The organism is Streptomyces sp. NPDC090021 (genome assembly GCF_044748225.1).
GTDB lineage: Bacteria > Actinomycetota > Actinomycetes > Streptomycetales > Streptomycetaceae > Streptomyces.
The window spans coordinates 1-14,247 of record NZ_JBIVFO010000059.1; the positions used below are offsets into that span (position 1 = coordinate 1).

Consider the following 14,247-nt stretch of genomic DNA (forward strand, 5'->3'; position numbering starts at 1 on the left):
CCGCGGCGGTGTCGCCCCGTCTGGTACGGGCCGGGGCCGTGGGGCGGGGACACTGCGGGGGCTCCCCGCAGGACGAGGCGCCACCGCCGGGTACAACCGGGACAAGGCCGCGCGCGCCGAGCCGAGGAGAGCCCCCGGAGGGGCCCCGCCCCACCCGAAGCCAAACCCAGCCCCGCCAGGCCACTCCCGACCGGGGACACCAAACCCAGCCCCGTCAGGGGGCACCTCCCAGCGGTAGCTGGGGCAGCTTGAGGCGCGGCCACCGGCCCGCAAACGAAAAACCTCTGCACCCGCCCGGCCAGGGCAGAGGCAGCCACCGGCCCGCACCCGGGAAACCTCGGCACCGCCCGGCCAGGGCAACCGCACACGCCCGGCCAGGGCAACCGCGGACGGGGAACGGGGGCAAGCCCCTGAGTCGGCCGACCGCGCCGGAGGCGACTAGCGGACCGGGTGGCCCGCTTCGCGGAGGGCCGACTTGACCTCGGAGATCCGCAGGTCGCCGAAGTGGAACACGGACGCCGCGAGCACCGCGTCCGCGCCCGCCGCGATCGCCGGGGCGAAGTCCGCGAGGCGGCCCGCGCCGCCGGAGGCGATCACCGGCACGGTGACGTGCTTGCGGACCGCCGCGATCATCTCGACGTCGTAGCCGTCCTTGGTGCCGTCCGCGTCCATCGAGTTGAGCAGGATCTCGCCGGCGCCCAGCTCCGCGGCCCGGTGGGCCCACTCGACGGCGTCGATGCCGGTGCCCCGGCGGCCGCCGTGGGTGGTGACCTCGAAGGAACCCGACTCGGTGCGGCGGGCGTCGACCGACAGGACGAGGACCTGCCGCCCGAACCGTTCCGCGATCTCCTGGATCAGCTCGGGGCGGGCGATGGCCGCGGTGTTCACGCCGACCTTGTCCGCTCCGGCCCGCAACAGCTTGTCGACGTCGTCGGCCGTGCGGACGCCGCCGCCCACCGTCAGCGGGATGAAGACCTGCTCGGCGGTGCGGCGCACCACGTCGTAGGTGGTCTCGCGGTTCCCGGAGGACGCGGTGATGTCGAGGAAGGTCAGCTCGTCGGCGCCCTCGGCGTCGTACAGCTTGGCCATCTCCACCGGGTCGCCCGCGTCGCGCAGGTTCTGGAAGTTGACGCCCTTGACGACCCGGCCGTTGTCCACGTCCAGGCAGGGGATCACGCGTACGGCGAGGCTCATGCGGGCACCGCCCCGTACGCCTCGACCTCCACCTCGACGACCATCGACGGGTCGACGAAGCCGGAGACGATGAGCATCGTCGCGGCCGGGCGGACCGCGTCGAAGAGTTCCTTGTGGGCGCGGCCCACCTCGTCCACGTCGCGGGCGTGCGTCAGGTACATCCGGGTGCGGACGACGTCCTCGGGGCCGAGGCCGGCCTGGGCGAGGGCCTTGAAGGCGACGCCGAAGGCGGCGACGGTCTGGTCGTACGGGCCGCCCGCGTCGGCCGCGGTGCAGCCGGAGACGAGCACGAGGCCGTTGGGCAGCTGCACTGCGCGCGAGTACGCGATGACGTCCTCGTAGGGGCCGCCGGAGGAGATCCGGCGTACGGCGCCGGTGCCGGGGGTGCTGCTCATGCGGAGACCACCTTCAGGGCTTCTTCCAGGGTGAAGGCCTTGGCGTACAGGGCCTTGCCGACGATCGCGCCCTCGACGCCCAGCGGCACCAGCTCGGACAGGGCCCGCAGGTCGTCCAGGGAGGAGACGCCGCCGGAGGCGACGACGGGCCGGTCGGTGGCGGCGCAGACGTTCTTCAGCAGCTCCAGGTTGGGGCCGGTGAGCGTGCCGTCCTTGCCGATGTCGGTGACGACGTAGCGGGCGCAGCCCTCGGAGTCGAGGCGGGCGAGGGTCTCGTAGAGGTCGCCGCCCTCGCTGGTCCAGCCGCGGCCCTTGAGGGTGGTGCCGCGTACGTCGAGGCCGATGGCGATCTTCTCGCCGTGCTCGGCGATGGCCTTGGCGGCCCACTCGGGGGTCTCCAGGGCGGCGGTGCCGAGGTTGACGCGGGTGCAGCCGGTGGCGAGGGCCGCGGCGAGCGAGGCGTCGTCGCGGATGCCGCCGGACAGCTCGACCTTGATGTCCATGGCGCGGGTGATCTCGGCGACCAGGGCGCGGTTGTCGCCGGTGCCGAAGGCCGCGTCCAGGTCGACCAGGTGGAGCCACTCGGCGCCGGCGGCCTGCCAGGCGAGGGCGGCCTGCAGCGGGGAGCCGTAGGAGGTCTCGCTGCCGGAGACGCCGTGGACGAGGCGGACGGCCTGGCCGTCGCGGACGTCGACCGCGGGGAGCAGTTCAAGCGTGTTCGGCATCAGAGGGTCTCGATCCAGTTGGTGAGGAGCTGGGCTCCGGCGTCGCCGGACTTCTCGGGGTGGAACTGGGTGGCCCACAGGGCCCCGTTCTCCACCGCCGCGACGAAGCGTTCGCCGTGGGTGGCCCAGGTGACCTTGGGGGCGCGGATCAGCGGGTTGGTGACTTCCAGGCTCCAGTCGCGTGCCGCGTAGGAGTGCACGAAGTAGAACCGGGCGTCGGCGTCGAGGCCGGCGAAGGCCTGGCTGTCGGCCGGGGCCTCGACGGTGTTCCAGCCCATGTGGGGGACGATCGGGGCCTTGAGCGGGCCGACCGTGCCGGGCCACTCGTCGAGACCTGAAGTCTCCACGCCGTGTTCGATGCCTCGCTCGAAGAGGATCTGCATGCCGACGCAGATGCCCATGACCGGGCGGCCGCCGGAGAGGCGGCGGCCGATGATCCAGTCGCCGCGGACGTCCTTGAGGCCCTGCATGCAGGCGGAGAAGGCGCCGACGCCGGGGACGAGGAGTCCGTCGGCGTCCATGGCCTTGTCGTAGTCGCGGGTGATCTCGACGTCCGCGCCGACGCGGGCGAGGGCGCGTTCGGCGGAGCGGACGTTGCCGAAGCCGTAGTCGAAGACGACGACCTTCTTGGTGGGGCGTGCTGTGCTCATTCCCAGATTCCTTGGATTCGCAGGACTCCGGCTGCCAGACACATCGCGGAGGCGAGGGCGAGCAGGATGATGACCGACTTGGGCATCTGCTGCTTCTGGAAGGAGTAGACGCCCCCGGCCAGGAAGAGGCCGAGGACGATCAGGATGGTGTTCAGCCCGTTCACTGCTAGAGGGCGCCCTTCGTGGAGGGCAGGATACCGGCGGCGCGCGGGTCGAACTCGGCGGCGTAGCGCAGCGCGCGGGCGAGGGCCTTGAACTGGCACTCCACGATGTGGTGGGCGTTGCGGCCGTACGGGACGTGGATGTGCAGGGCGATCTGCGCCTGGGCGACGAAGGACTCGAAGATGTGCCGGGTCATCGTCGTGTCGTAGGAGCCGATCATCGGTGCCATGTTCTCGGGCTCGGTGTGCACGAGGTAGGGGCGGCCGGAGAGGTCGACGGTCACCTGGGCGAGGGACTCGTCGAGCGGCACGGTGCAGTTGCCGAACCGGTAGATGCCCACCTTGTCGCCGAGGGCCTGCCTGAAGGCGGCGCCGAGCGCGAGGGCGGTGTCCTCGATGGTGTGGTGGGAGTCGATGTGCAGGTCGCCGTCGGTCTTGACGGTGAGGTCGAAGAGGCCGTGGCGGCCGAGCTGGTCGAGCATGTGGTCGTAGAAGCCCACGCCCGTCGAGACGTCGACCTGGCCGGTTCCGTCGAGGTTTATCTCGACGACGACGGAGGTCTCCTTGGTGGTCCGTTCGACCCGTCCGATGCGGCTCATGCGTGCTGCTCCTTCTTCAGTGCGCGAACCGCTTCCAGGAACGCGTCGTTCTCTGCCGGGGTGCCGGCGGTGACCCGCAGCCGGCCGGGTACGCCGTTGTCCCGGACCAGCACCCCGTGGTCGAGGATCTTCTGCCAGGCGGTGTGCGAGTCCTCGAACTTCCCGAACTGGATGAAGTTCGCGTCGGACTCGGTGACCTCGTAGCCGATGGCCCGCAGCTCGGTGACGAGGCGGTCCCGCTCGGCCTTGAGCTGCTCGACGTAGCCGAGCAGGGTGTCGGTGTGCTCCAGGGCGGCCAGTGCCGTCGCCTGGGTGACGGCGGACAGGTGGTACGGCAGGCGCACCAGCTGGACGGCGTCGACGACGGCGGGGTGCGCGGCCAGGTAGCCCAGGCGCAGGCCGGCCGCGCCGAAGGCCTTGGACATGGTCCGGGAGATCACCATGTGGGGGCGGCCCTCGATGAGGGGCAGCAGCGAGTCCCGGTGGCTGAACTCCACGTAGGCCTCGTCGACGATGACGAGGGAGGGCTTGGCCGCCTGGGCCGCCTCGTAGAGGGCCAGGACTGTCTCCGCCTCGACCGCGGTGCCCGTGGGGTTGTTGGGCGAGGTGATGAAGACGACGTCGGGTGCGTGTTCGGCGATCGCCCGCTCGGCCGCCTCCACGTCGATGGTGAAATCCTCGCGGCGCGGGCCGGAGATCCAGCCCGTGCCGGTGCCGCGGGAGATCAGCGCGTGCATGGAGTAGGAGGGTTCGAAGCCGATCGCGGTGCGGCCGGGCCCGCCGAAGGTCTGCAGCAGCTGCTGGATGACCTCGTTGGAGCCGTTGGCGGCCCATACGTTCTCCCGCGCGACCGGGTGCCCGGCCGTACGGGTGAGGTAGGCGGCCAGCTCGGTGCGCAGCTCGACCGCGTCCCGGTCCGGGTAGCGGTTGAGGGTGCGGGCGGCGTCGGCGACGCGCTCGGCGATGCGCGCGACGAGTTCGGCCGGCAGCTCGTAGGGGTTCTCGTTGGTGTTCAGCTGGACGGGCACGTCGAGCTGCGGGGCGCCGTACGGGCTCTTGCCGCGCAGTTCGTCGCGGATGGGGAGGTCGTCGATGCCGATGCTCACTGGTTCGGGACCTTCCATCCGCTGTGCTCGTCCGGTACGGCTCCGCCGAAGCGTGCCTTGAGGGCGGCGCCGTGGGCGGGCAGGTCCTCGGCCTCGGCCAGGGTGACCACGTGGTGGGTGACCTCGGCGAGGGCCTCGCGGGTGTAGTCGACGATGTGGATGCCGCGCAGGAAGGACTGCACGGACAGGCCGGAGGAGTGGCAGGCGCAGCCGCCGGTGGGCAGGACGTGGTTGGAGCCGGCGCAGTAGTCGCCGAGGGACACCGGGGCCCACGGGCCGACGAAGATCGCGCCGGCGTTGCGGACCCGGGCGGCCCAGGCGGCGGCGTCGGCGGTCTGGATCTCCAGGTGCTCGGCGCCGTAGGCGTCGACGACCTTGAGGCCGTCCTCCAGGCTGTCGACCAGCACGATCGCGGACTGCTTGCCGGCGAGGGCGGGCTTGATCCGGTCCTCGACGTGCTTGGTCGCGGCGACCTGCGGCTCCAGCTCCCGCTCGACGGCGTCCGCGAGCTCCACGGAGTCCGTGACGAGGACGGCCGCGGCCATCGGGTCGTGCTCGGCCTGGCTGATCAGGTCGGCGGCGACGTGGACCGGGTCGGCGGTGGAGTCGGCGAGGACGGCGATCTCGGTCGGGCCGGCCTCGGTGTCGATGCCGATCCGGCCGGTGAAGTAGCGCTTGGCGGCGGCGACCCAGATGTTGCCGGGGCCGGTGACCATGTTGGCGGGAAGGCAGTCTTCCGTTCCGTACGCGAACATCGCGACAGCCTGGGCGCCGCCGACCGCGTACACCTCGTCCACGCCGAGCAGGGCGCAGGCGGCGAGGATCGTCGGGTGCGGCAGCCCGCCGGCAGGATCACCTTCAAAAGCGGGCTTCTGCGGCGGGGACGCGAGCGCGATCGACTCGACGCCCGCCTCCTGGGCCGGCACCACGTTCATGACGACGGACGACGGGTACACCGAACGGCCGCCCGGGGCGTACAGCCCCACGCGCTCCACCGGAACCCACTTCTCGGTCACGGTGCCGCCGGGGACCACCTGGGTGGTGTGCTCGGTGCGGCGCTGCTCGCGGTGCACGATCCGGGCGCGCCGGATCGACTCCTCCAGGGCTGCGCGGACGGCCGGGTCGAGCTCGTCGAGGGCGGCCTTGAGTGCCTCCGCGGGCACCCTGACCTGCTGCAGCGTCACCCCGTCGAACTTCTGCGCGTACTCGATCAGCGCCGCCGTGCCACGATGATGGACGTCCTCGCAGATGGGCCGCACCTTCTCCAGGGCGGCTTCCACGTCGAACTCGGCACGGGGCAGCAGGTTGCGCAGGGCGCCGCCCTCGGGGAGGGCGTCACCGCGCAGGTCGATACGAGAGATCACCTCCCAATTCTCTCAGACCGCCTGGTGCCACTGTCCGCCCGTATCACTGGCTGATACACGTCGCGGACGTCCCCGGACGTCACCGGTGCCCGTTAGCGTTCGCCCACACGTACCCGACGGCGGAGGGGGACCGCGGTGACCGAGGCGAGCCCGGACGGGGAACCGGCGGATTTGAGCGCTTCCGAGCGCCGTATGTGGGACTCCTTCCGCACCGGCAGCGTCTGCGACCTCAGTGCCCGCGCCGCCGACCAGGACGATCCGCATTCCGACCGCGTCTGGGGTCCCGGGCGCAGCGTCCGCGCCCGGGTGGTGGCGCTGCTGCTGCTCCACGGTCCGCCGCCGGTGCCGGGCCGGGTGGCGTCGCTGAAGCTGCGCGGCGTGCGGATCACCGGGCGGCTGGATCTTTCCGGTGGGACGGTTGCTCCGTACGTGGAGCTCCAGTCGTGCCGCTTCGACAGCGAGATCCAGCTGTCCGAGGCCCGCTTCGGCACGTTGCGCCTGGTCAACTGCGCGATCCCGAGGCTGGAGGCGTCCCGGCTGCACACCGAGGGCGATCTGCACCTGCCGCGCTGCCGGGTGGCGCGCGGGATCCGGCTGACCGACGCGCAGATCGGGACGGACCTGCTGGTCAGCCAGGCGGTGGTGCAGCGGGACAACAAGGGCCGGGCAATCGCCGCCGACGGGATGTCGGTCGCGCAGGACTTCCAGGGCGAGCTGCTGGAGGCGTACGGGGAGGTGAGCCTGCGCGGCGCGAAGGTCGGCGTGTCGATGAACCTGCGCGGGGCCGGGCTGCGCAACCCCTCCGGGCGGTACGCGCTGAACGCGCCGCAGCTGACCGTGGAGCGGACCCTGTACCTGACGTCGATCGCGATGGACTACGGCCGGGGCGGGTCGGGCTCCTCCACTCCCCCGTACGGGCTGGGCCGGACGCCGACGCGGGGGCAGCGGGCGCGGCCGTTCGAGTGCCGGGGCGGGCTGCGGCTGGACGACGGACGGTTCGGGGACGCCATCGACTTCTACGGGGCGCGGTTCCTGCTCGCGGACGAGCAGGAGGTCTCCCTGCGCCGGATCCAGACCCCGGAGTTCCGTTTCGTCGGGGAGGGGCCGGAGCGCGGCCGGGTGGTGGTGTCGGGGGCCAAGGTGGTCAAGCTCGTCGACACCGCCACGAGCTGGCCGGGCCCGGGCGGGGTGTCCGTGGAGGGGTTCGAGTACGAGAACCTCGCGCCCCGCGGGCACTTTCCCCTCTCCCGCCGGCTGGCCTGGCTGGAGGCGGCCACCCCCGAGTACTCGCCGGGTCCGTACGAGCGGCTGGCGGCCGTGCTGCGGGCCTGCGGCGAGGACGCGGACGCCCGCGAGGTGCTGCTGGCCAAGCAGCGGCGGCGCCGGGCCACGCTGCCGCCGGGACCGAAGGCGTGGGGGTACCTCCAGGACTGGACGGTGGTGTACGGGTACCGGCCGGGCCGGGCGGCGCTGTGGATGGCGGTGCTCTGGGCGGCGGGGGCCCTGCTGTTCTCGCAGCTCGACCCGCCGGCGATCAAGCAGGACGAGCATCCGCACTGGAGCGCCCCGCTGTTCGCGCTGGATCTGCTGCTCCCGGTGATCGACCTCGGCCAGCAGGGTCAGTGGAAACTGGCGGGCGGCTGGCAGTGGGGGGCGGCGGCCCTCGTCATCATGGGCTGGATCCTGGCCACGACGGTGGCGGCGGGGGCCTCCCGGCTGCTGCGGCGGGGGTGACGGGCTGCGTCCGCGGACGATTACCCTGTGCGTCGTGACCACCGTTCGCCTGCCACTCTTCCCGCTGAACTCGGTGCTGTTCCCGGGACTCGTCCTCCCGCTGAACGTCTTCGAGGAGCGTTATCGCGCCATGATGCGCGAGCTGCTGAAGACGGGTGAGGACGAGCCGCGCCGTTTCGCGGTCGTCGCGATCCGCGACGGCCGGGAGGTCGCCCCGACCGCGCCCGGCCTGCCGGATCCGACGGCGCTGCCCGAGCGGGGCCCGTCCGCGGGCTTCGGTGCGGACCCGATCCAGGCGTTCCACCGGGTGGGCTGCATCGCGGACGCGGCGACGATCCGGGAACGGGAGGACGGCAGCTTCGAGGTCCTGGCGACCGGTACGACGCGGGTCCGCCTGCTCTCGGTCGATTCCTCGGGACCGTTCCTGACGGCGGAGCTGGAGGAGCTTCCGGAGGACGCGGGCGACGGCGCCGGGGTCCTCGCGGAGGGGGTGCTGCGGGCCTTCCGCAGCTACCAGAAGCGGCTGGCCGGGGCCCGCGAGAGGTCCCTGACGGGCGCGGAGCTCCCCGACGAGCCGTCGGTGGTCTCGTACCTGGTGGCCGCGGCGGCGGTGCTGGACATCCCGTCGAAGCAGCGGCTGCTCCAGGCCCCGGACACGGCGACGCGGCTGGCGGAGGAGCTGAAGCTGCTGCGGACGGAGACGGCGGTGATCCGCCACCTCCCGTCGCTGCCGGCGGTGGAACTGACCCGGGCTCCGACGAGCCCCAACTGACGGGGGACCGATGGCGAAGAAGACGAAGCAGGCGGCCGGTACTCCGGCGATCGCGGCGCTGACGGCGGCGGGGGTGGCCTTCACCACGCACGCGTACGAGCACGACCCGGCGCACCCCTCGTACGGCGAGGAGGCAGCCGAGGCCATGGGGGTCTCGCCCACGCAGGTCTTCAAGACCCTCGTGGCGGACGTGGACGGCGTCCTGACGGTGGCGGTGGTCCCGGTCTCGGGATCACTGGACCTGAAGGCGCTGGCGACGGCGGTCGGCGGCAAGCGGGCGGCGATGGCGGACCCGGCCCTGGCGGAACGCACGACGGGTTACGTCCGTGGGGGCATCTCCCCGCTGGGGCAGCGCAAGCGGCTGCGCACGGTGATCGACGAGTCCGCGTCGGCGCACCCCACGATCTGCTGCTCGGCGGGCCGCCGCGGCCTGGAGATCGAGCTCTCCCCGGCGGACCTGACCACCCTCACCGAAGCCACCCTGGCCCCGATCGGCCGCCCCTAGCCCCCGGCCCGGCAGCCTCCACCGGCGCAACCCGGCCTCCCTGCCGGGTCCTGCCCCGGAGCCCGGCAGGGCCGGAGCGCAGCCCGGCGGGGCCGGAACAGAACCCGGCGGGACCGGAGCGCAGCCCGGCGGGACCGGAGCGGAACCCGGCAGGACCGGAACAGAACCCGGCAGGACCGGAACAGAACCCGGCAGGACCGGAGCACAGCCCGCCCGGGCCGGAGCGCAACCCGGCAGGACCGGAACAGAACCCGGCGGGGCCGGAGCGCAACCCGGCAGGACCGGAACAGAACCCGGCGGGGCCGGAGCAGAGCCCGCCCGGGCCGGGGCGCAACCCGGCGGACCGGAGCGCAACCCGCCCGGGCCGGAGCGCAACCCGGCGGACCGGAACAGAACCCGGCAGGACCGAAGCACAGCCCGGCGGGCCGGAGCGCAACCCGGCAGGGCCGGAGCGCAACCCGGCAGGGCCGGAGCGCAGCCCGGCAGGGGCGGGGCGCAGCCCGGCAGGGGCGGGGCGCAGCCCGGCAGGGCCGGAGCGCAGCCCGGCAGGGGCGGGGCGCAGCCCGGCAGGGGCGGGGCGCAGCCCGGCGGGCCGGAGCGCGGTCCGGCAGGGGCGGGGCGGAGCCCGGGAAGCGGGGCAGGGCGGGGCGGGCCCCGCGCAGCGGCACCGCACCGCCCCACCACCGGGAGGGGTCAGGCGCGGGGGGCCTCCGACGCCGTCGGGCCGGTGTCGGTGGGCGGCAGCGACCGCTCGGCCGGCGGCGGCGCCGGCTGGTAGGAGCCGCTCCACCCGTACAGCGGATCCGGCTCGGGATCCCGCGGTGTCCACAGCGCGGTGAACCCCAGGTGCAGCAGCACGGCGGTCATCGGCCAGGCCAGCAGCGCGCCGTGCGCCATCAGCTCCAGCGGTCCGTCGAACGGCACGCCCTTGCCCGCGGCGGTCGCGGCGGCGGCCAGGTCGGTCGACGACGACCCGAGCCACAGCCCGGACCGCCACCCCGCCAGTGCGGCGAAGCAGGACCCCACGGCGAGCCCGATCACCAGCGGCACGCCACCGGCCCGCCGCCACAGGAACGTGCCGACGGCACTCAGCACGCCCAGCCCCACCGCCAGCAGGAAGAAAGTGCCGTCGGCGGCGATCCGCGCCTCGCTCTCGCTGTTGCGCAGGAACACCGCCTCACCGTTGGAGACGTACTGCACCCGGGGCGCGAGCCACACCCACAGCAGTCCGAGGAGCAGTCCCGCCACACCGACCGCCAGGGCCACGACGGCCCCGTCGCGGATGTCCTCCGGGGTGATGGCCGCGGCGGTGCCACCCGGCTTCTCGGGCGGCGAAGGCGGCGGGTCGAACGGGGACTGCGGGGTCACGGCTTCGGTCACCCCCACATCGTGCCAGGTGTGTCCGGCGGCGGTGTCAGCGGACGGCCGCCCGGCGGTACGCCCAGGTCGCCACGGCCAGGGAGACGACGCCCACGGCCCCGCACACGCCGAGGTCGAAGGCCACGGCGGCCCAGTCCGGCGACTGCTCGAAGGTCCGGGCGAACGCCTCCACCCCGTACGTGGACGGCAGCAGGTCACGCGCCCACACGATCACGGCGGGCATCCGCTCGGGCGGCAGCACCCCCAGCAGCAGGGCCGCGGACATCCCGAGCTGGCCCGCGAGGGTGGCCAGCTCCTGGCGCGGGGCCAGCAGTCCCAGCGCCGCGCCGAGCCCGGCCAGCGCGGCCCCGGCCAGCGGCACCACGGCGGCCAGGATCCACAGCCCGCCCATCGGCAGGCCGAAGAGCAGGCACCCGAAGACCGCCGTGACCAGCGTCCCCGGCAGGGTGAAGGAGGCGTACGCGGCTGCGGCGCCCAGCACCACCGAGGCGGGCGGTACCGGCAGGGTGGCGTAGTGGTCGAGTCCGCCGCCGGCCCGCAGCTGCCCGAAGTACTGCGCGAGCAGGTTCAGCGCGACGAAGGCGACGACGAGCACCGAGGAACCGGCCACGACGGCCCGGGCCTCCGAGCCTCCGTCGACGACGCCCCGCATCAGGATCATGATCCCGACGGACTGGAAGGTGGCGACGAACAGCAGCGGGATCCGCGCCACCCGCGCCCGGGACAGCTGGGCGCGGTAGACGGCGGCCAGCGCGGGGAAGAACCGCGCGCCGGGCGCCAGTGGCGCGGCCGCCGGCACAGGTGCCGGGGTCGCTGCGGCGGCGTCGGGTGCGGGCGTGGCCCGGACGGCTCCCGTCGTACGCTCGCTCACGACTTCACCAGCCCTTTCGTCTTGCCGCCGAGGGCCAGGTACACGTCTTCGAGGCTGGGGGTGGTCAGGGTGAAGTCGTCGAGCGCGGCGAAGGCGGGGCCGCCGGTGACCGAGGCCACCGCCGCCCGGGCCTCGTCCGGCGCCAGCCGGAGCACCCAGCGGCGTCCCGACGCGACGGCCCGCTCGCGCAGCCGGGCGACCTCGGGCACGTCCAGCGGAGCGGTTTCGCGCCACACCAGTTCCAGCCGTACCTCGCCGGAGACCCGGGCCTTCAGCGCGGCGGGGGTGTCGCAGGCGATGACCCTGCCCTGGTCGACGACGGCGACCCGGTCGAGGACGGTCTCGGCCTCGATGACGTTGTGGGTGACGAGCAGGACGGTCGCGCCGTGCCGGGCGCGGCGCCGGTCCACGGCCGCCCACACAGCCCGTCGGGCCACGGGGTCCATGCCGGTGGTGGGTTCGTCGAGGACGAGTACGGGCCGCTCGCCCACGAGTGCGGCGGCGAAGCAGGCGAGGCGCCGCTGGCCGCCGGAGAGCTTCTTCAGGGGCCGTCCGGCGATCGGGGCCAGCCCTAGTTCCTCCAGTACGGCGTCGCGCTCGGCGCGGGCGGCCCGTACGTCGAGGCCGCGGAGCCGTCCGGTGGTTTCGGCGGCCAGCGCCACCGTGAGTTCGTCCAGGGCCGTGGACTCCTGGCCGAGGTAGGCGAGCAGCCTGGAGGCGCGTCCGGGGTGGCGTACGAGGTCGTGGCCGAGGAGGGTCACGGTGCCCGAGTCGGGCCGCATCAGGCCGGTGAGCTGGCGGACCAGGGTGGACTTGCCGGCGCCGTTGGGGCCGAGCAGGCCGAAGATCTCGCCGCGCCGGACGTCGAGGCTGACGCCGTCGTTGGCGCGGGTCTCGGGCAGGGCGGGGGCGCCGCGCCGTCCGCGGACCGCGGGGTAGGTCTTGACCAGGTCACGTACCGCGCAGACCACGTCCGAAGCCGCTCCCGCGGCCGTCGCCGTGCTGTCCTGCGCCTGTGCTGTGCCCGTACTCACGAGGGAGCAGCCTACGGGGTTCCCGCCCCTACTCGGCCGCCGGGGTCAGCGGGGCGGCGAGGTCGCCCGGTGCGGTTCCGGGTGCGGCGGCCGGTACCTCGGCGACGTGCTCGGCGGCGGCCCGGACGTCGATCTCCCTCCAGAACCCGGCGCGGATGGCGTAGCGGTCGTGCTCGTCGATCTGGTCGTCCTTGTGCGCGAGCAGGCCGAACCGGGCGGCGTAGCGCAGCAGCTCGCCGTCGATCCGGTGCGGGATGCGCGGGTACATGGTGGCGAGCTTCTGCAGGTGCACGGTCTCGGGGAGCCGTTCCATCCAGCGCCGGGCGAACACCTGTCCCACCTCGAAGGGGTCCCCGCCGACGGTGGTGATGTCCTCCTCCCGGTCCGCCCAGCGCTGTTCGGCGCTGGTGAGCTGGGCGAGGGTGGGCAGCGAGGCGGTCTCGGCGGGCTCGCCCAGCGGTCCGGCCCGGTCGATCCAGCCCTTGTCGGAGGACCAGCGCAGGGCGCTGGTGGGGGTGGGCGTGCTGACGGCGGTGGCGGACTGGCCGCCGTGCGGTCCGGGGGCGCGCAGGGCGCCGGCGAGGTCCTTGGGGGTGGGGACGCTCTTTCCGCCGGGGGTGGTGGGCGCCGGTACGGGGACCGCCTCCCGGTCGTCGTCCGCGGGTGCGGCGGCGCCGTTGCGGGCGGCCTCGGCGAGCGCCGCCTCGGGCAGCGGGGCGGAGAGGATGGCGGCGATGTCGGGGCGGGGCACGGGCGGCGGGGAGCACAGTCCGGCGAGGTCCTTGGCGCGGACGGCCCGGGTGATCCAGGCCCGGTCGAGGACGCGGCGTTCGTCGGCTTCGGCGACGAGGTCCTCGGACTGGTTGTAGTCGCCGTCGGCGGCCTGGACGGCCCACAGGTGGACGGCGACGCCGTGTTCCTTGGCGGACATCAGGCCGGGGAGGAGGTCGCCGTCGCCGGTGACGAGGACCACGTCGGAGCAGGCGCGGTTGCGGGCGAGCTCGGTGAGTTCGGCGTGCATGGCGGCGTCGACGCCCTTCTGGGCCCAGCGGCCGTCGCTGCGGGTCAGGGCGCCGAGGCGGACGGTGACCCGGGACATGACGCGCAGCCTGCGGTGTTCGGGCTGCGGCACCCGGTCGGGTGCGCCGTCGAACCAGTAGATGCGCAGCAGGGGCTGCTGGGTGTCGGCCTCGGCCCGCTCGCGCAGGCCCTGGATCAGGGCGGCATGGTCGACGGTGATCCGGGAGCGGGAGGGCTCCCCGGCGAGAAGGCTGGCGGCGGCGCCCAGCAGGTAGCCGGCGTCCACCAGGACGACGCAGCGGTCCACGCGTTCCACCCTCTTCCCTGGGGGGTCCCCGTGTGTTTTCCGGGGTGCCCCGAGTCTGCCCGACCTGGGGGGCGTTGAAGGCCGGAACTCGATCATCGGCGTGGCGGATCCGGCGGGGCGGCGGAGGACGGCTATCGGCTACGCGCAGTAATGATCCAAAATGCGCGGTTTCTGGCGCTATGTGAGTGTGAAGGCGGTCCTGGCCCCTAGACCCTCACGGAGGCTCCACCATGGCCAAGAACAAGAACCAGAAGCAGCCGGCGAAGCAGCAGGCCCGCTCGTCCGGGCAGGACACGTCGCGCTCTTCGGACTCCCCCGAGCAGTCGTCCCAGGCACCCAGTCCCATGGATCTGGCCCACAAGAGCAAGCAGAGGAAGTTCGGCCACAACTGACGTGCTTCGTGTCGGTCGGTGACGACCGGAACCGCGAG

Annotated in this window: 16 protein-coding genes; 4 read left to right on the forward strand and 12 right to left on the reverse strand. The window is 73.6% G+C overall.

The window, feature by feature from the left end:
- Positions 1-438: 438 nt before the first annotated feature.
- Genes hisF through hisD form a run of 8 tightly spaced genes read right to left on the reverse strand, consistent with a single transcriptional unit; the run spans position 439 to position 6,194 of the window.
- On the reverse strand, positions 439-1,194 hold the full coding sequence (gene hisF / locus ACIPXC_RS32325) for an imidazole glycerol phosphate synthase subunit HisF (protein ID WP_401625264.1): 756 nt from the start codon (positions 1,192-1,194) through the stop codon (positions 439-441).
- Complete coding sequence (locus tag ACIPXC_RS32330) at positions 1,191-1,589, reverse strand: RidA family protein (RefSeq protein ID WP_401625267.1); 399 nt, start codon at positions 1,587-1,589, stop codon at positions 1,191-1,193. The genes hisF and ACIPXC_RS32330 overlap by 4 nt, the downstream gene beginning before the upstream one ends.
- Entirely contained in the window at positions 1,586-2,314 is a 729-nt protein-coding gene (priA, locus tag ACIPXC_RS32335) for a bifunctional 1-(5-phosphoribosyl)-5-((5-phosphoribosylamino)methylideneamino)imidazole-4-carboxamide isomerase/phosphoribosylanthranilate isomerase PriA (RefSeq protein ID WP_401625269.1), read from the reverse strand. Before priA ends, ACIPXC_RS32330 begins: the two co-directional genes overlap by 4 nt.
- Complete coding sequence (hisH, locus tag ACIPXC_RS32340) at positions 2,314-2,964, reverse strand: imidazole glycerol phosphate synthase subunit HisH (protein ID WP_030964994.1); 651 nt, start codon at positions 2,962-2,964, stop codon at positions 2,314-2,316. The genes priA and hisH overlap by 1 nt, the downstream gene beginning before the upstream one ends.
- Positions 2,961-3,128 (reverse strand): hypothetical protein, encoded by a 168-nt coding sequence (locus ACIPXC_RS32345; protein ID WP_030855494.1) that lies wholly within the window; start codon positions 3,126-3,128, stop codon positions 2,961-2,963. The genes hisH and ACIPXC_RS32345 overlap by 4 nt, the downstream gene beginning before the upstream one ends.
- Before the next feature lie 2 nt (positions 3,129-3,130).
- A complete protein-coding gene (gene hisB / locus ACIPXC_RS32350) occupies positions 3,131-3,724 on the reverse strand; it encodes an imidazoleglycerol-phosphate dehydratase HisB (RefSeq protein WP_381704006.1) in 594 nt (197 codons plus the stop codon).
- Complete coding sequence (locus ACIPXC_RS32355) at positions 3,721-4,830, reverse strand: histidinol-phosphate transaminase (RefSeq protein ID WP_401625274.1); 1,110 nt, start codon at positions 4,828-4,830, stop codon at positions 3,721-3,723. Before ACIPXC_RS32355 ends, hisB begins: the two co-directional genes overlap by 4 nt.
- Positions 4,827-6,194: a histidinol dehydrogenase gene (gene hisD / locus ACIPXC_RS32360; RefSeq protein ID WP_401625277.1), complete on the reverse strand. Its 1,368-nt coding sequence runs from the start codon at positions 6,192-6,194 to the stop codon at positions 4,827-4,829. The genes ACIPXC_RS32355 and hisD overlap by 4 nt, the downstream gene beginning before the upstream one ends.
- 135 nt (positions 6,195-6,329) lie before the next feature.
- Between hisD and ACIPXC_RS32365 the strand changes: the two genes are divergently transcribed.
- The 3 genes from ACIPXC_RS32365 to ybaK are packed head-to-tail and all read left to right on the forward strand — an operon-like array spanning position 6,330 to position 9,205.
- Positions 6,330-7,928, forward strand: a complete 1,599-nt coding sequence (locus ACIPXC_RS32365; protein WP_401625280.1) for an oxidoreductase — start codon at positions 6,330-6,332, stop codon at positions 7,926-7,928.
- 34 nt (positions 7,929-7,962) lie between these two features.
- Positions 7,963-8,700, forward strand: coding sequence for an LON peptidase substrate-binding domain-containing protein (locus ACIPXC_RS32370; RefSeq protein WP_030964999.1), 738 nt, complete (start codon positions 7,963-7,965; stop codon positions 8,698-8,700).
- 10 nt (positions 8,701-8,710) lie between these two features.
- A complete protein-coding gene (ybaK, locus tag ACIPXC_RS32375; RefSeq protein ID WP_401625284.1) occupies positions 8,711-9,205 on the forward strand; it encodes a Cys-tRNA(Pro) deacylase in 495 nt (164 codons plus the stop codon).
- Between the two features lie 693 nt (positions 9,206-9,898).
- On the opposite strand, the gene ACIPXC_RS32380 is transcribed toward ybaK, so the two are convergent.
- The 4 genes from ACIPXC_RS32380 to ACIPXC_RS32395 all read right to left on the reverse strand — a co-directional run bounded on the left by ACIPXC_RS32380 (position 9,899) and on the right by ACIPXC_RS32395 (position 13,826).
- Complete coding sequence (locus ACIPXC_RS32380; protein WP_401625287.1) at positions 9,899-10,585, reverse strand: hypothetical protein; 687 nt, start codon at positions 10,583-10,585, stop codon at positions 9,899-9,901.
- Positions 10,586-10,619: 34 nt separating this feature from the next.
- Positions 10,620-11,384, reverse strand: coding sequence for an ABC transporter permease (locus ACIPXC_RS32385; protein WP_401625334.1), 765 nt, complete (start codon positions 11,382-11,384; stop codon positions 10,620-10,622).
- A gap of 68 nt (positions 11,385-11,452) precedes the next feature.
- Positions 11,453-12,490, reverse strand: a complete 1,038-nt coding sequence (locus ACIPXC_RS32390; protein WP_401625290.1) for an ABC transporter ATP-binding protein — start codon at positions 12,488-12,490, stop codon at positions 11,453-11,455.
- Between the two features lie 28 nt (positions 12,491-12,518).
- The gene (locus ACIPXC_RS32395) at positions 12,519-13,826 is read right to left on the reverse strand and encodes an NYN domain-containing protein (protein ID WP_401625292.1); all 1,308 of its coding nucleotides are present in this window, start codon (positions 13,824-13,826) and stop codon (positions 12,519-12,521) included.
- A gap of 221 nt (positions 13,827-14,047) precedes the next feature.
- Between ACIPXC_RS32395 and ACIPXC_RS32400 the strand changes: the two genes are divergently transcribed.
- On the forward strand, positions 14,048-14,209 hold the full coding sequence (locus ACIPXC_RS32400; protein WP_401625295.1) for a hypothetical protein: 162 nt from the start codon (positions 14,048-14,050) through the stop codon (positions 14,207-14,209).
- Positions 14,210-14,247 lie beyond the last annotated feature (38 nt).